Raw genomic sequence first — 21,025 nt, forward strand, 5'->3', positions numbered from 1 at the left:
GCGCGCCATGACCGACATCACCGAGGCCCATGCCCCGTCCTATTATGCCGCGACCGCGCCGGAACGCTCCGCGCGTCCGGCCTTGGCGGATCCGGTTCAGGCCGATGTCGCCGTCATCGGCGCCGGCTTCACCGGCCTCAATGCGGCCCTGACGTTGGCGGAAGCCGGCCGTTCGGTCGTCGTGCTGGAACAGAACCGGGTCGGCTGGGGGGCGAGCGGGCGCAACGGCGGCCAGCTTCACAGCGGCCAGCGGCGCGACCAGGAGCATCTGGAAAGCAGCTATGGTCTGGCGACGGCGCGTCGGCTCTGGGACATGGCGGAAGAGGCCAAGGCGCTTCTGCATGAGCGTGCGGCGCGTTACGACATCGACTGCGAGTGGATGTCCGGGCTGATCGAGGCGGCCCACAAGAAGGGCTTCGTCGGCGACGAGCGTGCCTATGCCGAGAAGCTTGCAAGAGACTACGGCTACGACAAGCTCTCGCTGCTGTCGCGCGAGGAACTGGCGGCGGCGATCGGAACGTCTTCCTATTTCGGCGGCGTGCGCGATGCGGGGGCGGGGCATCTGCACACGCTGAAACTGGCGCAGGGGCTGGCCGATGCGGTCGAGACCGCCGGCGGCGTGGTGCATGAGGCGACGAAAGTCACGCGCGTCACCCCGCGCGCCGGGCGGGTTTTCGTGGAAACGACCCACGGGTCGGTGGACGCCGGCTCCGTGCTGCTTGCCGGCAACGGCTATGTGTCGGGGCTCGACCGCGAGAGCGACGCCCGCATCATGCCGATCAACAATTACATCCTCACGACCGAGCCCTTGTCGCAGGCTGCGGCCGACGCGCTGATTCCGGGACGCGAGGCCGTCTCCGACAGCCGCTTCGTCGTTTACTACTGGCGGCTGACCCAGGACCGGCGCCTGCTCTTTGGCGGTGGCGAGACCTATCGGCGCGGCTTTCCGCCGGACGTTCAGGCGTTTGTTCGCAATCACCTGAGGAACGTCTATCCGCAACTTGCCGATGCGCCGGTGTCCCATGCCTGGGGCGGAACGCTGGGCGTCACCCAGACGCGCATGCCCTGCCTGCAACGCACGCAGCCCGGGGTTTATGTCGCGGCCGGCTTTTCCGGCCATGGCGTCGCCATGGCGGGGTTCTGCGGTCATGTCACGGCGGAGGCGATGATCGGCGACAGCGCGCGCTTCGACGTGTTCTCCAGCCTTCCCACGCCGCGTTTTCCGGGTGGCCGGGCGTTTCGCTGGCCGATCCTGGTGCTGGCGATGAGCTGGTTCGCGCTGCGCGACAGGTTGTAGGGGCAAGGCGAGTATCAGGTACGCGCTCAGGTGCGCGCGGTGCTGTGGTCGCGGAAGCTCTTCGCCGAGGTGCGCGCCAGCAGGATCGACGGCAGCAGGCCGACAAGCACGATGGCGAGCGCCGCGAGCGCGCCTTCGCCCACCGCCTCGCGCGAGGCGGCATTGTAGACCGTGGTCGCCAGCGTCTCGAAATTGAACGGCCTCAGCAGGATCGTCGCCGGCAGCTCCTTCATGCAATCGACGAAGGCGAGGAGCAGCGCGGTCAGCAGCACCGGGCGGATCATCGGCAGATGCACCTCGAAGAGAATGCGCCCCGAGCTGCGGCCGAGCGTGCGCGCGGCCATGTCGAGATGCGGCGTCACCTTTCCGAATCCGCCTTCCACCTGTCCGTAGGCGACCGCCAGGAAGCGGACCATATAGGCATAGACAAGTGCTGCGCCTGATCCAACGAGCAGCAGCCCGGTCGAAAAGCCGAAGGTGGAACGGGCGATCCCGTCGACGAAATTGTCGAGAGTGGCAAGCGGGATCAGAATGCCGACGGCGAGCACCGTGCCCGGAATGGCATAGCCGATCGACGCAATGCGCCCGAACAGCTGCGTCGCCGCGTTGGGGCGCACGCGCTGCGAGTAGGTCAGCACCACGCCGAGGACCACCGTCAGCAGAGCGGCGGCGATGGAGAGCGTCAGGCTGTTGCCGACGGCAGAAAGGAGTCTCGGATCCGAGAGCTCGTCGAGCCGGCGACTTGCGTAATCGACCAGAAGGCTTGCCGGAAAGACGAAGCCGAGCACGACCGGTGTGGCGCAGGCGAAAATCGCGGCCCCGGCGCGCCAGCCGGTGAGCCTGTAGCTTGGCAGCGCCAGATAGCGCGAGGTGGTGATGTGGAAGCGCTGCTTGCGCCGCGCGTGCCGCTCCACCCACAGCAGCGCGAAGACGAGCGCCAGCATGGCGACGGCGAGCTGAGCCGCGCCGCCCAGGCTCGAGCGGTTGATCCATGTGTCGTAGATCGAGAACGTCATCGTCTGCACGCCGAAGAAGGTCACCGCGCCGATGTCGTTCAGGCATTCCATCAGCGCAAGCGACAGGCCGACGACGATGGCGGGGCGGGCAAGCGGCAGCGCGACGCGAAAGAACAGCCGCAAGGGGCCGGCGCCAAGCGTGCGCGACACGTCGAGCGCGCAGGCCGACTGCAGCAGGAAGGACGCGCGCGTCGTCAGATAGACGTAAGGGTAGAGCACGAAGCTCATCACGAAGATCGCCCCGCCGAGCGAACGGATCTCGGGAAACCAGTAGTCGCGGGAGGTCTGGAAACCGAAAAGCGCCCGGAACGCCGACTGGACAGGGCCGGTGTAGTCGAGGATTTCGACGTAGGTATAGGCGATGATGTAGGTCGGCACCGCAAGCGGCACGAGCAGCGCCCAGTCGAACAGGGCGCGACCGGGAAAGCGGCACATGGTCACGAGCCACGCCGTGCCGACGCCGACGACGAGCGTGATCGCCCCCACGCCGACCATGAGGAGGAACGTGGTCCACAACGAACGCGGCAGCACCGTGGCGATCAGATGGCTCCACACGTTGCCGCTCGATGGCAGCGCCAGCACAATGAGTGCGATCACCGGCATCAGCGTCAGGGCGGCTGCAACGAAGCCGGTGCCGACCCAGATGCGGTCGGTGAGCGTTGCCGCCGATTTCGGCGGACGCGCCGCGGCCGGCGCTTCGGTGTGGGTTGCGTCGGTCATGCCCGGGTGCCCTGACGGCTCGGCGCGGCTGGCGGCAAGCGGAAACGGGAAACGGCGCCCGGACGATGTGGCCGGGCGCCGTCGGTCTGCAATTGAGCGGTCTGGATCAGCTCGACGGTCCGTCGTTGAAGCCGACCTTGTCGACCAGCTCGCTGGCGGTCTTGCGGTTCTCGGCGATTTCCGAAAGCGGCAGGCTGTCCGGGTTCAACTCGCCCCAGGAGGCGACGAGATCGGACACGGCCACGCCCGGCTTGACCGGATATTCGAAGTTGGAGTCCGCGTAGATGCGCTGGGCGTCCTCGGAGGTGAGGAATTCGATCAGCTTCTTCGCGGCATCGGGGTGCGGCGCATGCTTCGCCATCACCACGCCGGCGATGTTCACATGGGTGCCGCGGCCGTCCGCGTTCGGGAACAGGATCTTGACCGAGTTGGCCCAGTCCTTCTGCTCCGGCTCTTTCTCGTTGGTCAGCATCTTGCCCATGTAATAGGTGTTGCCCAGCGAGATGTCGCATTCCCCGGCGTAGATCGACTTGACCTGCGCGCGGTCATTGCCCGACGGCTTGTTGGCGAGATTGTCGCGCACGTCCGCAAGCCATTGCTCGGCCGCCTCGGCGCCCTCATGCGCCACGACGGAGGCGAACAGGCCGATGGAATATACGTGCTGGCCGGAGCGGGTGCAGATCCGGCCACGCCACTTCTCGTCGGCCAGTTCCTCGTAGGTGATCGTGTCCTGCTCGACCCGGTCCTTCGACGCGTAAACGACGCGCGCGCGGGTCGTGAGGCCGATCCAGTGACCGTCCGGATCGCGGTATTCGGCCGGAATGTTGGCCTCGATCACATCGGAGGTCACCGGCTGGGTGATGCCCATCTCCTTCGCGCCGTCAAGGCGACCGATGTCGACGGTCAAAAGCACGTCGGCGGGAGAATTCGCGCCTTCCGCCTGAATGCGTTCGCCAAGTCCCTTGGAGGCAAAGATCACATTGGTCTCGATGCCGGTTTCTTTGGTGAAGGCGTCGAGCAGCGGCTCGATCAGGAACGGCTGACGGTAGGAATAGATGTTCACTTCGCCCTCCGCGGCCGCCGGCATGGCGAAGCTGGCGGATGTCAGGAAAAGTGCTGCAAGCGTGCAGACGCGCACGCCCGTGGTCTTGTTGGTCATATCGAACTCCAGACGATCAGGGGGCAAGGCCCTGCCGAAGAGGCGGATGTCATGGTCGCGCCGCCCTGTTCAGGGGACGCCGCGACTGGAGGCATCATAAAAACAGGAGTTTCTGTGTCAACAATAAAAGCGTGCAAAATCAATACCTTGGAATTATTCCAAACTAACATGAGCTCTGGCGTCCGGTTTCGCGGGGACTGGCCGAGCCGCATGTGCTGCAAGGCGCTCGCAAAAGCGAAGCCGGGTCAGGGAGTTGGCGTCTTGCCGCTCAGTACCTCCGCCATCCAGTGCGTATCGATGTTTTGTCCACACAGGATCACGCCGGGGGTCTCGCCACGTTTTTTGTCCGTCATCAGCGCGGCGAGGGGAGCCGCACCTGCGCCTTCCGCCACATTGTGGGTCGTGCGGTAGTAGAGGCGGATCGCCTCGGCTACCTGGTCGTCACTGACGCGCACGAGGTCCTCCGCGCCGGCGCGGATCATGGCGAACGCCTGTTCGTCGGGGCAACGCACGGCCATGCCGTCCGCGAAGGTGGCGGCACTGGCCGTTTCCGTCAGCTTGCCGCTTTCCAGCGAGCGGGCATAGGCATCCGCCTTGTCCGACACGACGCCGACGATCCTGGTCTTGAGGCCAAGCGCATCGCGGGCGGAAATCAGCGCGCAGATGCCCGACCCCAGACCGATCGGGACATAGACGACGTCGAGGTCGGGCACCGCACGGAAGAACTCCAGCCCGTAGGTGGCGACGCCGCGCACGAGATCGGCATGAAAGCTCGGGATCATGGTGAGGCCCTGTTCCTCGGCAAGGCGCATGGCCTCCGCCTTGGCGGCATCGAAGTCGGCCCCGTGCTCGACGAGATTTGCACCGAAGGCCCGCATCGCCGCATTTTTCTCGGTGGAGTTTCCCTTCGGCACGACGATATGGCAGGCAAGTCCCAGCCGCCCGGCGGCAAAGGCAAGGCTTTGTCCGTGATTGCCGCGCGTGGCGGAGATGATACCCGTGCCGCGCGGCGCGTTTTCAGCCAGTCCCTGCAAGAGCACCAGGCCGCCACGCACCTTGAAGGCTCCGGTCGGCGTGTGGTTCTCGTGCTTCACCCAGACGGTGCGCCCGATGGCCTCGCCGAGCAGCGGCCAGGCATATTGCGGCGTCGGGCGCATGGCCCGATAGACGATTTCGGCGGCGTCCTCGATGGCGGCGAGGGTCAGCATGGCAATCTCCGAAGGCGGCGCGGACTGCGCGGGCGGGATGAACGACGCCCGGGCCGGTCGTGACGCCGGGTGTCGATCATGGGCAGTTTCGCGTGCGTGAAAGGCTACGGTCAATCCCGCAAGCCGCACCGGAAGCGGTCCCGGGCGTGTCTATTCCGCGAGAACGCGCTGCGGCGGGAAGGTGACCTCGATCAAGGTGCCCTGATTGACCTCCGAATCGATGCGGAAGTTCGCCCGGTTCGCTTCCACCAGCGCCTTGGTGAGGGGCAGGCCGAGGCCCGTGCCGCCGCCATGGCGCGCGGTGTGCAACTGGCGGAACGGCTCCATCGCGGCTTCCAGATCCTTGTGGCTCATGCCCGTTCCGGTGTCGCGCACCCTGAGGATCACCTCGCCGCTGTCCTCCAGCGCAGACGACACGATCACCTGACCGCCCGGCTGGTTGAACTTGATCGCGTTGGACAGGAGATTGAGGATCACCTGTCGCACGGAGCGTCCGTCGGCGACGATGTTGGGCACCGAGCCCGGCAGGCTGGCGCGGATGATCACCCGTTCGCGGTTTGCCTGCGGCTGCATCAGCGCGACGCATTCCCGGATGATGTCGTTGGCCGAGACCGCCTCGAAGGTCAGCTCCAGCTTGCCCGCCTCGATCTTCGACAGGTCGAGCAGGTCGTTGATCAGGCTCATGATGTGCGAGCCGGAATTGTGGATGTCGCGCAGATAGCCCTTGTAGCGGTCGTTGCCGACCGGGCCGAAGCGCTCTTCCATCATCACTTCCGAAAAGCCGATAATCGCGTTCAGCGGCGTGCGGATCTCGTGGCTGATCTTGGCGAGGAAATCCGATTTCTGCGAACTGGCGTTTTCCGCCTGGCGCTTGGCGTCGGTGAGTTCTTCTTCCGCCGTCTTCCACTGGGTGATGTCGCGCAGCACGGTGCAGAAATGCGGGCCCTTTTCGTCCTGCCCGACGCGGCCGATCGTCATGAACAGCGGAATGAGACCACCCGAGCGGATCTGGCCGATGACCTCGCGCCCGTCGTTCAGCACGCTGGCGACACCGTTGCGCGCGAGCCCGTCAAGGTAGTCTGTTGCGTCGCGGCGGCTTTCCGGTGCCAGATAATCGACCAGCGCAACGCCGGCCATTTCCTCGCGGGTGGCGTTGAACAACGCTTCGGCGGAGCGGTTGACCTTCACGATCAGCCCGTCCTCGTCGAGGATGAGCACGCCGTCGGTCGCGGTCTCCAGAACCCCGTCCATCTCCGACACGCGCGCCTCGGCAAGCGCCAGCGCGCTTTGCACCTCATGCAGCCGGTCGAGCGCGGCTTCCTGTCCCGGATCGTGACGGTCGAGAAGCGACATCATCAGCGCGTTGCCGCCCTTCCACGGGACGGTGTGCAGCCGCGCCTTGACCGGGCGCGCACCGCCATCGGCCAGTTGCAGGCGCATGGTGCGCTCCGACATCTTGCCTGGAACCGTGGCGGGCCACTCCTCCGGCTCGGCGAAGAGCGCTTCCAGACCGCCGGCGGCACTCAGCGCCTGCGTGTCGGGATAGCCGAGAAGGTTGAGAAGCGTGGCATTGGCGTAGTCGACATCCGTGCCGTCGATGATCGCGACGCCGACCGGCAGCCGGTCGAGAAGGCTAGTGCGCTGGGCGCGGGTCGGCGGCGGGGTGTCGGCTCCGACCTCGGAAGTGTCAATTGCCGACTCGCTGTCTTCGACACCGGCGTCGTCGTCAGCATCTTCATCCCGCGTCAACGCGTCCTTGCTGCTTGCAAGGGTCAGATAGGGCCGGGCCGGAACCCGGGGAACCGGCTCCGCGTCGGTGTCGTCATACGCTATGCCCTCATCGTCGGCAGGCTCCGCATCCGCGTCCGCGGTGTGGTCGTCGGGATCGCTTTCATCCGCGGTTTCTTCGCCGTCCCCGCCGTCGAGGGCCGCCTCGCCGGCTTCGTCTTCGGCCGTGTCATCCAGCGCCGCAAGCCGGTCGCTGGCGTCGTTGTCGCTCTCTTCGTCGATGGACGCCGCCGCCGTGTCGGATTCGGAGTTTGCGCCGAGTGCCTCAGCGATCTTGCGGAAGGCCTCGCGTTCCGGCTTCGACAGGCGCGATGCCGCGAGGGCCGCGTCTTCCGCCGCCGCGTCGTCGCTGTCGTGCGATGTGCCGGCCGTCAGTGCAGCGGCCGCAGCGGCGCCGGCAAGCGCTGTCACTGTTAGATCGCTATCGGGATCCGTCTCCGGATCGTCGCCGTCGGTCTCGGCCTTCGTGTCTTCGCCCGCGTCCGTGCCCAAGTCCTCTTCCTCGGGCTCGGGGGGCGTGTCGTCGTCCTCGTCGTCGGACACGAATGCCGTGTCCGTGATCTCCGAATGCGCCGCGTCATCGAAACCGGCCGGCTCGACCGGGAGAATGGTCTCCGGCGGATCCTCGGCGGGGCCGGTTTCCTCAAGCACGGCATCCTCCGACGCCGTTTCGTCTGCGGCGGAGAGAGGATCGTCGTCTGGTGCAGGATCGTCGGGCCGTGACACGTCAGGGAGGTCGTGTGCGTCGGCGGTGCTGTCCGCGTGCGCTGCGACGCCCAGAGCCTCGAGCGGCGGGCGCACGCGCAGATGCGTTCCTGTGGCGTCGGGATCGTTTGCGGCATCGCCCGTGCGGCAAACGCCGAACCCGCGAAATCCCTCGAAGGTACGGTTGCGGTCAAAGGCGGGCAGGGCGGCCATGTCGACGGGCACGCGCAGGGGCGCGCCGCTGACGGGCCAGTCGACCGAGCGTCCGCTCCAGGTGTCGCGGCGTTGAAGGGCTGCCGCCACGCGTCCGTCCTGGTCCACGCCGAAGCGTTCACAAACCTCGTCCCAGGTCAGGCCGACCACATCGGCGGCTTCGGGACCGAGCGCGTCCTCGAACTCCGTCGAGAGGAAGGTGAAACGCCGGTCGATGTCCATCTTCCAGGCAAAGCGCACCGGCCGCGCGCGCGCTTCGAAGACGAAATCGGAGAGCGCCGGCATGTCGTCCTTCATGGAGGGCGCATCGGCAACCGCTTCAGCCTGCTCGTCCGCGTCCGCCGAAGCGTCGTCTTGCATGTCCTCTGGCGCGAACCGGTCGAGCGAAAGCCCTTCATCCGCGGTGGCCTCGGCCAGCCGGTCTTCCGCGTTCTCATCGTCTTCAGCCTGGACATCGGCGTCGTCGGGGTGCGGCTCGGCGTTATCCGGTTCGCCTGCCTCGATCTCCTCGAACGGTTCACCTTCGCCGGTCATCATGTCGTGGGCCTCGGCGCCGTCGAACGTGTCGTCCATCACCCTCTCGTCGGGCGTGGACGCTTGTCCGGCAGCGGCCGTCTGCGCGCGTTCGGCATCGATGCGCGCATCGGCATCCGCGCTGGACGTGCGCGAACCGGAAAGAAAGCGTGTGGCGCTTGCAAATCCGAAGAGACCGCCGCCGGCCATGCCCCATCTGCGGCGCTGCGGCGCCGGTGCGGGCTCTGGGGGCGTCTCTGCGTCGACGACATCCAGTGTCTCGGGAACGGTTTCAGTGTCCGCCGTGACGTCCGCCTCGGGCACGTCTCCCGCCGCGGGCATGTCGTCCGCGTCCGGTATGGTGTCAGACGTCCCGGGCTGGTCGCGCTCGCCGTCGTGCGACATCGCTGGATCCCGGCTTTCGACGGCGGCCTCCGGATCCGCCGCGATCACCGCGAGCGTATGTCCGCTGTCGAGCATCAGGAGCATGGCGGCATGGTCGCCGTCATCAAAGGCAAGATGTGCGCGCACCGGTGCGTGTTTGGCACTGCGCAATCGCGCGGAAACGGCGTCGAAGCCGGGCGCGTCGAGTGCGCCCGAGGCCGCCACGACCGTGCCTGCGGTGTCGTAGAGAACCGCCGTGCCGGCGTCCGCATCGGCCACGAGCGGCACGAGCGCGGACAGCGCCTCCTGGGGGGCGGGCGGGGCGTCATTGGCGACGATCAGTGCGGCGCTGCTCCCGTCTGCAAGCACCAGCCGGCGACAGGTGCACGTCAGCAGCATGACACGCAGGCCGCGGTAAAATCGCAATCGGTCGGTGGTGTCGCGGTCGTCGGGTCCGGAAGCCGCGATGCGCATGATGTGGGGGCGTGCCGGAGCGCGCGCCAGCCCGGTCAGGTCGGCGAGTTCGCGCAGCGAGCGCACGCCGAAAAAAGCCGCTCCGGCGGGATTTGCCCACAGGATCGTCTTGCCGTCCTCCGCCCAGATCCAGGCCGGACGCGGGTCCGTCAGATGAGAGTTGGCGGTCGCAAGACCACTCAACGCCATGAAGGTGCTCAACTGGCTGTTCATGGGCACGCTTTCTCCGCCGTTGCAGCCCGTCTCAATCCTGTCCGCCAAGGCCGGGAACCATGTTCGGTAAACGCGTTTGCGGTAAACAAAGTGTAAATATCGTTTTCGGGACCTCTCGTCCACGCCGGCAACGCGATTCTGGCCTATTGTCTCGCATGCTGGTTAACGACGGGATGCTCTTCATCGCGATTTCATCTAGGATTGCAAAGTCGTTTTTGCGATGTGGCGCCGGTATGCGATCCTGCGGGTGCGGCCGCGCCCGACGCTGCGGCAGCGCCAGCCAAACCAGGCACGGCGGAAACGCCAGGCAAAGGAGAACGACGTGACGAAGAGTAACAAGACCGGTTTCGAGATCCCCGATCAAATGCGCGAGATGGCGGACCAGAGCGTCGATCAGGCGCGAAAGGCGTTTGACGATTACATGAGCGCCGCGCGAAAGACCGTCGGCAACGTCGAGACAACGGCCAGCACCGTGAGGGCCGGAGCCGACGATTTCGGACGCACCGCGATGGAGTATTCCGAGGAACATATCTCGGCAGCCTTCGATCTGGCGCAGAAAATGGTGCGGGCGTCCACGCCCCAGGAGATGATGCAGCTGCAAAGCGATTACCTGCGCAAGCAGATGGAGGCGCTGGGCGAGCAGGTCCGCGATCTGGGCGACAAGGCCACCAAGACCGCCAGGGACGCCTCCTCGCAGAAATAGGATTGCAGTGCCGCACGCCGCTGCCACGGCATCGGCACGGGCTCCGGGCGGTGCGGGAAATTTTCGCCCGTGTCGCCCGCGAGGCCCGCTGCGGCAACCGCTGATTTCCGCGGTGTCGAGGCCCCGTCATTTGTGCGTCGCAATATTTATGTTGCATTGCACAATAAGTCTCCCTATATTGCGTCATGTAATCGGCGAGCACTGGTCCCATTGGCTGGTGGTCGCAAGGATCACTACCGGGCGCCTGCGGGCATTTCCGTAAAGGCCGCCCCGCCAAAGGAGCATACACATGACCGAGACCAAGACCGCAGCAACGGCCCCCAAGGCTGCACGCGCGAAAACCACCAAATCCACCGATTCGACGGTGACCCCGTTCCCGAACTTCGAGGCCTTCTCCATGCCCCAGATGGAAATCCCCACCGCCACCCGTGAAATGGCCGAAAAGGGCATCGAGCAGGTGCGTGAATCCTACGCCAAGATGAAGACCGCCGCCGAAGAGGCGACGGACATGATGGAAGACGGTTTCGAGACGACCCGTCGCGGCGTTGTCGACTTCAACCACAAGGCCGTCGATGCGGCGAAGTCGAACAGCGACGCCACCTTCGAGTTCGTCAAGAACATGTTCGAGGTCAAGACCCTTGCGGAGATGTTCGAGCTGCAGAGCTCCTTCGCCCGCACCCAGTTCGAAGCCTTCACGGGTCAGGCCAAGGACATGCAGGAACTGTCGACCAAGCTGTCGGGCGAGATGACCGACTCGGTCAAGGGCGCCTACGAGAAGGCCAGCAAGGACTTCAAGGCAGCCTGATTGCCGCAGTGTCCGACGGGCCTTGCCCGAAATGACAAGCCCTTTCGAGGGTTCTGGAAGCCCGGCGCCATCGGCGCCGGGTTTTTCATGTGCGCTCTCGCCGCGCATCCATGCGACCGGACACGCGGGTCGCGATCGGTGCGCAGACGTTTGAATGGCCCATATGCGGCCGCGTTCGCCGGGGCGTGACGGAAGCTGTGGAAGAGCGCGCATTCAGCCTCATTCGGCCTCTTGCATTCGCGGCGGTTTCAAACTAGCTTTCGCCTCCGAATTGACGTGCAGACGTAGCTCAGTAGGTTAGAGCGTCGGATTGTGGCTCCGAAGGTCGTTGGTTCAACTCCAACCGTCTGTACCATTCGCCTTTTTCTCCCTTATTCGTCAGTAACTTATTGAAATGCAAGACACACTTGCGGCCCCTGCTACAGGCAACTGCTACAGTGGAGGCCTCAGGAAGGTGTTGGAACACACGCGTCTTTATCGCCGTGGAGCGCACGCCCGCGCGTCTCGCATGCCTTACGCAAAAACCCGGTCCCAGAGCGCAACGCCCCAGACCATCGCCGCAATCAGGATGGCCATCAGCACCGCCGCCGAGCCACAGTCTTTCGCGGCCTTGACCAGTTCGTCGTCCTGACGGGTCACGCGGTCGGCCAGTTTCTCGATACCGGTGTTGAGCAGTTCGATGCTCAACAAAAGCAACAGCGATCCCCATAGGGCGACGAGCGTCCACGGATCGCGCGCGATGAGGGGCGCGACCGGCAGGGACGCGGCGATGAGGGTCATCTCCTCGCGCAGGGCGGCCTCGCGCAAGAGCCCGAATCGCAATCCGGCAAGTGAATTTCGAAACGCAGCGAGCTGACGCAAGATGGAACCTCCGGGTGGAATTCAGCAGATTTTCACGGCCCCTGGTCAGGAGCCGCCGATCGGGTTTATGCAATATGAAAGTGACAAGACGTCACGATGAAGGTCTGCAGGGCTGGCAGGTCGTCCGCTTTGACGCCCCGATTCCGCGGAGCAACGTCACTCTCTCATTTTTCGCGTTCGAAGACGCGCCGCGTGCGCGCGTTCCGCAAAGACGCGACCATGGGGCGTCTTCGACACTTTCACCATTGCGATAGCATGATGATCGCAGGGAGTTTAGGGGGTCACGGCGTGACGGTGATCGAACAGGGTGGTGATTCCGGCAATCCGGGCATTCTGGTCCGGTTTTCCAAGGCCCACTGGGCCTTCAGCGCCCGCCGGGACATTGTGTTTGTGATCGGGTTCGCGATCATCGCGCTATCGATGCCTGTCGGGGGCACGGAAATGATCCTCGGCACGACAACATGGATCGCCTTTTCGTGATCTTCACGGCGGGATTTCAGATGCATCCCTCTCTGCTCGATCATTACATCTGGCATCCGGGCACGGATCGCAGGCTGCGCCAGGACCTGAGGATCGGGAAAGCGCAAGCGCGCGCCTGAAGGGCTTTTCGCCAACGAGGGTTACACTTCCTATATGCTCCGATACACTTGGATCCGTAAAATCGGAGGCGTGATGAGCATACCCATGGATGATGGCGCCGCCCCGACCGACTATCGCCTGAGACGTCTTCTCGAGGTCTATTACGATCTGACCCTCCAAATGCAGGAGCGTCTGGGGGCCTCGGACGCGAGCGATGTGTTGATGCTGGTCCTTGTCGCCATCGGCGACTTGCGCGGTGCGCCGATGGATGCCGAACTTCTCGCCGAAAAACTGGAAAGCTCCCGTTCGACCGTCGAGCGTGGTTTGAAACCCTATCTGGCCTCTGGCACGGTTCGAAAAGGTCGGCGCGGCAAATCCGTCGTCTATCTCTTCGATGCGGCCCGGGAGTTCCGCCGCGAGGACGGGACGCAAGCAGCTCCAGGTGCCGACGCAGACATGACCGTTGGCATGGTCCGGGTTCTCATGGCGACGGTTTTCGACATTGCAACAGATTGACCGACGCAAGTGCAATCAGTGCGAAACATGTGGAAAACCATGATTTCCCACTGTTTTATAGTATGTAACCTAGCGGCAACGATACGCCTGCGCGTTGCAGGAGGTTGAAACACACTGAAAATCACTCAAACTTCGTCAAATTGACGAAACAAACGAGGGGGGTGCGAGCGTGCCGACTCAGAACGAAGAGTTGCCGACACAGGCGCATCGTATTCTGCGCCTCTACGAAATGTTTTTCAGTCTCATGTTTCGTTTCATGGAAGAGTATGAAGTAGATGATCTTGGTCAGCTTATGATATTGACCACAATAGCGATTGCAAATGCAAACAAGGTCGACCCGGATATCGAAACGATTTCTGAAGAAACAAACATTCCTTACTCTACGGCACGACGAAAGATCGAGAGAATGTGCTCCGAGGGTGTTTTGGATATGCGGAAAGAGAATCAGAAACTTCTGTTCTCGATATCGAATTCAATGAAGTTTGCACATCCTGATCAAATTGAAGAAAATATTAATAAAAGATTTCAGAATGAAGTAATGGATATTGTTGTTGGCTCGATAAATTCAATAATACTGGAAAGAAAGAAGTAATAATCAAAATGAAAATGAATATCAATTGACCCATTAATGATTTGTTCACTATAAATTAGCCATAGTCGATGGCGAGTTCATCGAAGGCAACGTAGCAATGCGGACAGGGTCCGCGCATCGTCGATCACCGCGATCTCAATCGCGAAATGTGCACAAACAACAGTCGGTAATCGCCGGAGGCGCTGCAAGACGTCTCGGCGAAACAAGATCCTCTGTATCTGCGTTCCGCGATCTGCCGACCCAAAAAGACCAGGGGCTACACATGGCTTGGACAACCGAACGCGAAGATCTTTTGAGGAAACTGTGGCTTCAGGGCCTGAGCGCCAGCCAGATCGCTTATGTCATGGCGGGTGTGACGCGCAATGCGGTCATCGGCAAGGCGCATCGCATGGGCCTTCCCAAACGGTCGCCGTCGACAAGCCATCGCCCCAAGCAGCGGGTCCAGCGTGGCCAGCCGTCACTTGCATGTGTCGGCGGCAAGCCGGCCGTTCGTGACAGCGCACCGGACGTCCGGTCCACCCCGCGCTACGACCTTGACCTCGAGGCCTCCGCCTTCGAGAGCGAGCACTCGAGTGTGTCCTCGGAAGACCGTGTCACGTTGATGACGCTGACCAGCAAGACCTGCAAGTGGCCGATCGGCGATCCGGCAGACGCGGATTTCCACTTCTGCAGCCGCGATGCGGACAACAATCGTTCCTACTGCGAGTTTCATCATCGTCTTGCCTATCAGGGCATTCGGCGCCGTCGCAGCGGTGCAACGCAGCCTGACGTCAAGCGGATTGCTCCGATGCGGGCCATTGCGGTCTAGCGGCATGGTTCGGGTACGCGTCGTCTGATCTCCCTCCCAAGCAGCCGATGTTTGCCCCGGCGGGGCCGGTGTTCCGGCCCCGCCATTTTTGATCTGCGCCCGGCGGGGCGCGGGGCCGGTGTTCGGGCCGCGCCATTTTTGATCTGCGCCCGGCGGGGCGCGGGGCCGGTGTTCGGGCCGCGCCATTTTTGATCTGCGCCCGGCGGGGCGCGGGGCCGGTGTTCGGGCCGCGCCATTTTTGATCTGCGCCCGGCGGGGCGCGGGGCCGGTGTTCGGGCCGCGCCATTTTTGATCTGCGCCCGGCGGGGCGCGGGGCCGGTGTTCGGGCCGCGCCATTTTTGATCTGCGCCCGGCGGGGCGCGGGGCCGGTGTTCCGGCCGCGCAAAACCCATTCCGTTTGATTTTGCTCATTGCCTTCAGACCCGCTTCGGGCAACCGTGTTGTTTCAGTATTTGCGAATGAAAGGAGCCGTGCGTTCATGACCGCACATTTCGGCCTGAAGAAAATCCGTCTCAATCTCGCCCGCACCAAGGAGTTTCCGAACGGCTCCGCTCGTCACGGCTATGAGTTCATCGCGCCGCTCGATGCTGAGGATCACATCGATCCCGCATCCTGGAAGGCGCACAAGGAGCATTGCCGCGTTCGCCGGTTCTGGGCCGACGAGGAAGAGGACATTGGCCATCTGCGCCATCGTCCGGGCGGTTCCTGGGGCTTTCACTACGATATCGAGGGCGACGAGGACGACGAAGCCGGCTACCGCTTCAACACGCATCCCTTCCGTCCCGGTGAATATGTCTCGATCAAGGATGATGATGGCGAGCTGCACACGTTTCAGGTCGTGACCGTTCAGGATCTTTGAGATCCTTCAATGGCCGGCCGCCGGGCACGCCGGTATTCCGGATTGGAATAGGGTGCGGAGGGTCGCGCTTTTGCGTGGCCCCCGGTGGGCGGTGTATATCCCCGGATTGAGCAATGGCATAGCGACACATCGGGGACACACGCATCATGACAAGCGCTGACGGATCGGCCCCTTCTCCACAACAGGCAAGCGGCGGCGTCTTGCTCGTGCGTGCGCTTGAAGAGCTCGGCGCGGAACGGGTGTTTTGCGTGCCGGGCGAGAGCTATCTGCCCGTTCTCGATGCCCTGCATGACGCCAGCATTCCGGTGACCGTCTGCCGTCAGGAAGGCGGCGCGGCGATGATGGCGGATGCCTGGGGCAAGATGACCGGTCGTCCGGGCATCTGCATGGTGACGCGTGGCCCGGGCGCAACCAATGCGGCCGCCGGCGTCCATGTCGCGCAGCAGGATTCCACGCCGATGATCCTGTTCGTCGGCCAGATCGAGACCGGCATGCGCGGTCGCGACGCCTTTCAGGAGGTCGACTACCGGCAGATGTTTGGCGGAATTGCCAAATGGGTGGCGGAGATCGAGGATCCCGCGCGTATTCCCGAAATGCTGTCGCGGGCCTATCACACCGCGACCTCCGGCCGGCCGGGGCCGGTGGTGCTGGCTCTGCCCGAGGACATGCTGGCGCGATGCGCAGCGCCGCAGGCGCTCGCACCCTTCACGCCGATCGAGACCCATCCCGGCCTGACGCAGATGGCCGATCTGCAAAAGCGTCTTTGGGCGGCAAAACGACCGCTCGCGATCCTCGGCGGCAGCCGGTGGAGCGAGACGGCGCGCGCAGCGTTTCAGCGCTTTGCCGAACGTTTCGGGATCCCGGTTGCCTGTTCTTTCCGCCGGCAGATGCTGTTCGACAACCTCCACCCCAACTACGCCGGAGATGTCGGGATCGGCGTCAATCCGGCGCTGGCGAAACGCGTGCGCGAGGCGGACCTGCTGATGATCGTCGGCGGGCGGCTTTCGGAAATGCCGAGCCAGTCCTACGGGCTTCTCGATATCCCGGGTCCCGCCCAGGATCTGGTGCATGTCCATGCCGGCGCCGAGGAGCTGGGCCGGGTCTACCGCCCGGCACTTGCCGTCAACGCCTCGCCCAACGGCTTTTGCGCAGCACTTGAAGGCCTGCAACCGCCCAATGAAACGTCCTGGGCGGGGCTCGCCAGGACCGCGCATGATGAGTATCTCGCCTGGTCCTCGGCCCGCCCCAAGGTGCCGGGCGCGCTGCAGATGGCGGACGTCATGGAGTGGCTGGAGGACAACCTCCCCGCCGACGCAATCCTGACCAATGGCGCCGGCAACTACGCCACGTGGGTGCACCGCTTCCATCGCTTCCGCGAGATGAACACACAGCTTGCGCCGACGAGCGGATCGATGGGCTACGGCCTGCCGGCATCGGTCGCGGCCAAACTGAAGTATCCCGAGCGCACCGTCGTGTGCTTCGCCGGCGACGGCTGCCTGCAAATGACGATGCAGGAGTTCGGCACGGCTGCCCAGGAGGGCGCGGCCATCGTCGTTGTCGCCGTCGACAACGGCATGTACGGCACGATCCGCATGCATCAGGAGCGCGATTTCCCGGGCCGCGTCTCGGCAACCACGCTGGTCAATCCGGATTTTGCGGCCTTTGCGCGCGCCTATGGCGCGCATGCCGAAACCGTGGAGACGGCGGAGCAGTTCGGCCCGGCATTCGAGCGCGCGACAGCCTCCGGCAAACCCGCGCTGCTGCATCTGAAGCTCGACCCGGAAGCAATCACGCCGGTGAAGTCGCTGAGCGAGATCCGTGCGGGATAGCCGGCCGTGTCGTGATCAGGGGCCTGCGGGCGCGGCATTGACCGGTAGCGTCACCTCCGCGATGGCATCGTCGTCAGGCGCGGAGCGCACGGAAAAGCCGAGGGCCTGGCACATAGCCAGCATCGTGGTGTTTTCCTTCAGCACCTCGCCCTTGATGGTCTCGATGCCGTCGGCGGCGGCATAGTCGATGATCAGCTGCATCAAGGCCCAGCCGAGCCCGCGTCCCTTGAGGGTCGACTGGACGAGGATGGCGTATTCGCCGCTGCGGTGGTCGGGGTCGGCGTGCAGCCGCACCACGCCGAGGATCTCGCCGCTCCGCGGATCGCTCGCCGCAAAGGCCATCGCGCGCGAGTAGTCGAGCTGCACCAGCCTTGCCATGAACGCGTGGTTGAACTCCTTGACGGGCGCGAAGAACCTGAGCCGCAGGTCTTCCGGTGACACGCTTTCGAAGAACGTGCGGTAGCGGTCCTCGTCTTCCGGTCGCACCGGTGTGACGCGGACGTGCGATCCGTCCTTCAGGTCGAGCGTGCGTTCCCACTCCTTGGGATAGGGCGCGATTGCCAGCCGCGACCTGCCGCGCCGGCCGGCATGCGTGGTCGGCTCGGCAACGGCGATACGCGCATCGATTGCGCAAACGCCGGAGCGATCCGCCACCAGCGGGTTGATGTCCAACTCGCGGATCTCGGGCAGATCGACGGCGATCTGTGCGAGTTTCACCAAGGTCAGCGCAATGGCGTTCATGTCGGCTGGGGGAAGATTGCGAAACCCCGCCAGCATCCTGCTGACCCTGGTCTGGCGGATCAGCGCATGGGCAAGGTTCAGATCGAGCGGCGGGAGCGCCAGCGCGATGTCCGAGATGACCTCGACCGCCGTTCCGCCATGTCCGAAGACAAGCACAGACCCGAAGGTCGGATCGTCGGCAAGGCCGGCGAACAGCTCGTGGCCCTGGGCCTGGCTCAGCATTGGCTGCAGCGCGAAGCCGGTGATCTCCGCGCCCGGATGGTCGCGTCGCACGCGGTCCGCCAGCGCGCCCGCCGCGTCCTCCACCGCCCGCGCCGTCGCAAGATCAAGCAGCACGCCGCCGAAATCGGACTTGAAGGGCAGGTCCGGCGACACGAGCTTGAGCGCCACCCTTGATCCCTGTTGCAAGATGGCTTCGGCAAGTGTCGCAGCCTCGGCGGGGCTGGCGGCGAGCCGGGTCGGCACCTGGCGAATGCCATAGGCATCGAGAACCCTGGAAATCTCCGCCGGCATGAGCCACGTGCGGTTTTGCGCGAGCGCGAACCGCACAACCTCGCGCGCGGCTTTCACATCGGGGAAAAAATCCGACGGAAGGCTCGGCGGGGCCGCCATCAGCATGTCGCGCCCTTCGGCGTAGCGTACCAGATGCATGAAGGCGCGCACCGCGTCGAATGCGCTGGCATGGGTTGGTATCCGGGCTGCATCCAGTGCCTGGCGCGGCAGGGGCGCACCGGCGGCAAGCGCGACCAGCAAGGGCTTCTTGCGCCCGTATCCATGGCTGCCGCCCTGGGCCCCATGGGCATGCGCCAGCGCCTCCGCAATGGCGGAGACGGGGGAAAAGGCGGACGGCGCGACCACCGCCAGCACGGCGTCGACCTCCCTGTCGTCGAGCAGCGCGGAGACCGTTTGCGCGTAGGCCTGTGCCTGGGCGGTTTCATGCAGGGTGAGCGGATTGACATGCGTCACACCGGGGCGCTGGAGGCCGGCGAGCCTGTCGTGGGTCTCGCGTCCCGGGAGGGCCAGTGTGCCGCCCTGGCGCTGCAATTGATCCGCTGCGATTGTCGACAGGCTGCCGCCGGTGGCAACGATGGCCAGACGGCGACCCTTTACCGGCTTGACCCTTGTGACGGTTTCCGCCGCCTCGAACATCTCGTCGATGTCGTCGATGCGCAGCACGCCCGCGCGGGCGAGGGCTGCATCGAAGACGGCGTCCGGCGCGGCGATCCGTCCGGCATGCGTGCGTCCTTCGCCGCGCGTTTCGCGGCTCGCCCCGGAGCGCAGCACGATCACGGGCTTCGACCGGGCCGCCGCGCGCGCCGCCGACAGGAATTTGCGCGGGTTGGCGACGGTTTCCAGATGCACCAGAATCGCGCGGGTCTTGTAGTCGAGGGCAAACCAGTCGAGCAGGTCCGAGACGTCGATGTCGGTGCGTTGCCCGAGCGAGACCGCTCCGGAGAACCCGATCCGGTTGGAGGCAGCCCACGAAAGCGTGGCATTCACGATGGTTCCGGAACGGGCAATGAAGGCGAGGTCGCCGGTCTGCGCGCCGGTGGCGCCAAGGTGGGCGGCCAGGCGTGCGCCCGGCGCGGCGATGCCGAGGCTGCCGGGACCAAGCAGACGCAGCGTATTGGGCCGGGCCGCGGCCAGGGCCGCGTTCACTTGCGCATCGCTCCAGCGATCATAGCCGCTTGCAAGCGCCACCGCCGCGCGCGCGCCCGCGGCGCCGGCTGCACGGATGGTCTGCGCTGCCCGCCCGGGATCGCCGACATAGAGCAACAGGTCCGGTGCGGTGTCGAGGTCTTCGATGCGCCGTTTCGTGCGGAATCCGGACGGCGCGTCCTTGCCGCAACCGACCAGTGTCATCGAGCCGGGGAACCCGCTGTCGGCGAGGCGGTTGAGCAAAAGGTCGAGCGCATCGGATCCGAACCGGTTCGGTCCCACGACCGCAAGCGAGCTTGGACGAAACAGGCCTTCGAGATTGCGAATGGTCACGAGCGGGATCCTTCACCCGTCGATGCGCCATGCATCGAGGTTGCGCTTGCACCGGGGCCGATTGTGCGGCCACGCCTCCCGTGAATGTGGATGCAAATCCGGAAAGATCCATGGCACCGCCGCATCGCGTGATCGCGGCGGCGGTGCCATGTGGGCCTGCAAAGGCTCCCCCCGCTACAGGCCCAGTCTGTGGTGTGCGGTCAGTGCGCCAACATCACCGGAACGGTCATCGACGCAAGAATGTCGCGCGTCGCACCGCCGAACAGGAACTCGCGCATGCGCGAATGCCCGTAGCCGCCCATCGCGACCATGTCGATGCCGTTGTCCGACACGTAGTTCAAAATGGCGTCCGCAACGCCGGAGGTCGGCCGCGGCACCACATCGATGGTCACGTTGAGGCCGTGGCGGGCCAGATAGGTGGCGATGTCGGCTCCGGGTTCGCCGGCCGTTCGGCGCCCGGTCTCGACGATCATGACGGTCACCTTTTCCGCCATTTGCAGCATGGGCAGCGCGGCATGCACCGCCCGGCTCGCCGTCGGGCTTCCGTCCCAGGCCACCATCACGTTCTTCAGCGGAAGCGCACTGCCGATATACGGCACGACCAGAACGGGAACGCCTGCCTCGAACAGAACGGATTCAATCAGCATTTCGCGCATGGGCTCCGGATCGTCCGGGTTTTCCTGGCCGATCATGACGAGATCGGTGAGCCGGCAATGCGCCAGAATGGTTTCCGTCGATCCGCCGGTGATCAGTTCCGCGGTGCGAACCTCGGCGGAAACACCGGCCTTGCGCGCCATCTCGGTGAACGCGTCTCCGGCTGCCTTTGCCGCTTTCAAGGCCTGGTTGCGAGCAATTTCCACATAGTCGGGCGGCATCGGTGCCGCAATGAACCCCGGCACGACGGGTTCGAACGCAACGGTCAGTCCGGTCGCATGCGCCCCCGTGCGCGCGGCGAGATCGAGCGCGACCTGTGCAGTTTTCTGTTTCCCGTTCAGATCGACGAGCGTGAGGATGTCTTTGATTGCCATGTAGAATTCCCTCCGTTCCGTG

At 64.6% G+C, this 21,025-nt stretch carries 16 protein-coding genes and 1 tRNA gene; 10 read left to right on the forward strand and 7 right to left on the reverse strand.

Annotated features, from left to right (window positions below; all coding sequences use genetic code 11):
- Positions 1-7: 7 nt before the first annotated feature.
- Positions 8-1,297, forward strand: coding sequence for an FAD-binding oxidoreductase (locus BLU32_RS01110; protein WP_093804605.1), 1,290 nt, complete (start codon positions 8-10; stop codon positions 1,295-1,297).
- Between the two features lie 26 nt (positions 1,298-1,323).
- On the opposite strand, the gene BLU32_RS01115 is transcribed toward BLU32_RS01110, so the two are convergent.
- The 4 genes from BLU32_RS01115 to BLU32_RS01130 all read right to left on the reverse strand — a co-directional run bounded on the left by BLU32_RS01115 (position 1,324) and on the right by BLU32_RS01130 (position 9,690).
- Entirely contained in the window at positions 1,324-3,033 is a 1,710-nt protein-coding gene (locus BLU32_RS01115; protein WP_208976955.1) for an iron ABC transporter permease, read from the reverse strand.
- Positions 3,034-3,139: 106 nt separating this feature from the next.
- Positions 3,140-4,192, reverse strand: coding sequence for a Fe(3+) ABC transporter substrate-binding protein (locus BLU32_RS01120; RefSeq protein WP_093804606.1), 1,053 nt, complete (start codon positions 4,190-4,192; stop codon positions 3,140-3,142).
- Positions 4,193-4,437: 245 nt separating this feature from the next.
- Positions 4,438-5,400, reverse strand: a complete 963-nt coding sequence (locus BLU32_RS01125) for a threonine dehydratase (protein WP_093804607.1) — start codon at positions 5,398-5,400, stop codon at positions 4,438-4,440.
- 150 nt (positions 5,401-5,550) lie between these two features.
- Positions 5,551-9,690: an ATP-binding protein gene (locus tag BLU32_RS01130; protein ID WP_093804608.1), complete on the reverse strand. Its 4,140-nt coding sequence runs from the start codon at positions 9,688-9,690 to the stop codon at positions 5,551-5,553.
- A gap of 322 nt (positions 9,691-10,012) precedes the next feature.
- Here BLU32_RS01130 and BLU32_RS01135 point away from each other — a divergent pair, with 322 nt between their 5' ends.
- The 3 genes from BLU32_RS01135 to BLU32_RS01145 all read left to right on the forward strand — a co-directional run bounded on the left by BLU32_RS01135 (position 10,013) and on the right by BLU32_RS01145 (position 11,553).
- Positions 10,013-10,393, forward strand: a complete 381-nt coding sequence (locus BLU32_RS01135; protein WP_244501772.1) for a phasin — start codon at positions 10,013-10,015, stop codon at positions 10,391-10,393.
- Between the two features lie 289 nt (positions 10,394-10,682).
- Complete coding sequence (locus BLU32_RS01140) at positions 10,683-11,198, forward strand: phasin (protein ID WP_093804610.1); 516 nt, start codon at positions 10,683-10,685, stop codon at positions 11,196-11,198.
- A gap of 278 nt (positions 11,199-11,476) precedes the next feature.
- A tRNA-His gene (locus BLU32_RS01145) sits at positions 11,477-11,553 on the forward strand.
- A gap of 158 nt (positions 11,554-11,711) precedes the next feature.
- Here the strand turns inward: BLU32_RS01145 and BLU32_RS01150 are convergent.
- Positions 11,712-12,059 carry a diacylglycerol kinase gene (locus BLU32_RS01150; RefSeq protein WP_157727435.1) on the reverse strand — a complete coding sequence of 116 codons (348 nt, stop codon included), beginning with the start codon at positions 12,057-12,059 and terminating at the stop codon, positions 11,712-11,714.
- Positions 12,060-12,347: 288 nt separating this feature from the next.
- On the opposite strand from BLU32_RS01150, the gene BLU32_RS01155 reads away from it, so the two are divergent.
- The 6 genes from BLU32_RS01155 to BLU32_RS01180 all read left to right on the forward strand — a co-directional run bounded on the left by BLU32_RS01155 (position 12,348) and on the right by BLU32_RS01180 (position 17,242).
- Positions 12,348-12,539, forward strand: coding sequence for a hypothetical protein (locus tag BLU32_RS01155; RefSeq protein WP_093804612.1), 192 nt, complete (start codon positions 12,348-12,350; stop codon positions 12,537-12,539).
- Positions 12,540-12,731: 192 nt separating this feature from the next.
- Positions 12,732-13,154, forward strand: a complete 423-nt coding sequence (locus BLU32_RS01160) for a hypothetical protein (RefSeq protein WP_157727437.1) — start codon at positions 12,732-12,734, stop codon at positions 13,152-13,154.
- Between the two features lie 169 nt (positions 13,155-13,323).
- Positions 13,324-13,746 (forward strand): hypothetical protein, encoded by a 423-nt coding sequence (locus tag BLU32_RS01165; protein WP_093804614.1) that lies wholly within the window; start codon positions 13,324-13,326, stop codon positions 13,744-13,746.
- A 262-nt stretch (positions 13,747-14,008) separates the two neighbouring features.
- Positions 14,009-14,554, forward strand: coding sequence for a GcrA family cell cycle regulator (locus BLU32_RS01170; RefSeq protein WP_157727439.1), 546 nt, complete (start codon positions 14,009-14,011; stop codon positions 14,552-14,554).
- Between the two features lie 478 nt (positions 14,555-15,032).
- Positions 15,033-15,413: a hypothetical protein gene (locus BLU32_RS01175; protein ID WP_093804616.1), complete on the forward strand. Its 381-nt coding sequence runs from the start codon at positions 15,033-15,035 to the stop codon at positions 15,411-15,413.
- A gap of 146 nt (positions 15,414-15,559) precedes the next feature.
- A complete protein-coding gene (locus tag BLU32_RS01180; RefSeq protein ID WP_093804617.1) occupies positions 15,560-17,242 on the forward strand; it encodes a thiamine pyrophosphate-binding protein in 1,683 nt (560 codons plus the stop codon).
- A gap of 15 nt (positions 17,243-17,257) precedes the next feature.
- On the opposite strand, the gene BLU32_RS01185 is transcribed toward BLU32_RS01180, so the two are convergent.
- Both BLU32_RS01185 and BLU32_RS01190 read right to left on the reverse strand, forming a co-directional pair.
- Positions 17,258-19,975, reverse strand: coding sequence for a bifunctional acetate--CoA ligase family protein/GNAT family N-acetyltransferase (locus BLU32_RS01185; protein ID WP_093804618.1), 2,718 nt, complete (start codon positions 19,973-19,975; stop codon positions 17,258-17,260).
- A 200-nt stretch (positions 19,976-20,175) separates the two neighbouring features.
- Positions 20,176-21,003, reverse strand: a complete 828-nt coding sequence (locus BLU32_RS01190; RefSeq protein WP_093804619.1) for a universal stress protein — start codon at positions 21,001-21,003, stop codon at positions 20,176-20,178.
- Positions 21,004-21,025 lie beyond the last annotated feature (22 nt).

It is taken from the genome of Stappia sp. ES.058, assembly GCF_900105595.1.
In the GTDB taxonomy this organism is placed as follows: Bacteria; Pseudomonadota; Alphaproteobacteria; order Rhizobiales; family Stappiaceae; genus Stappia.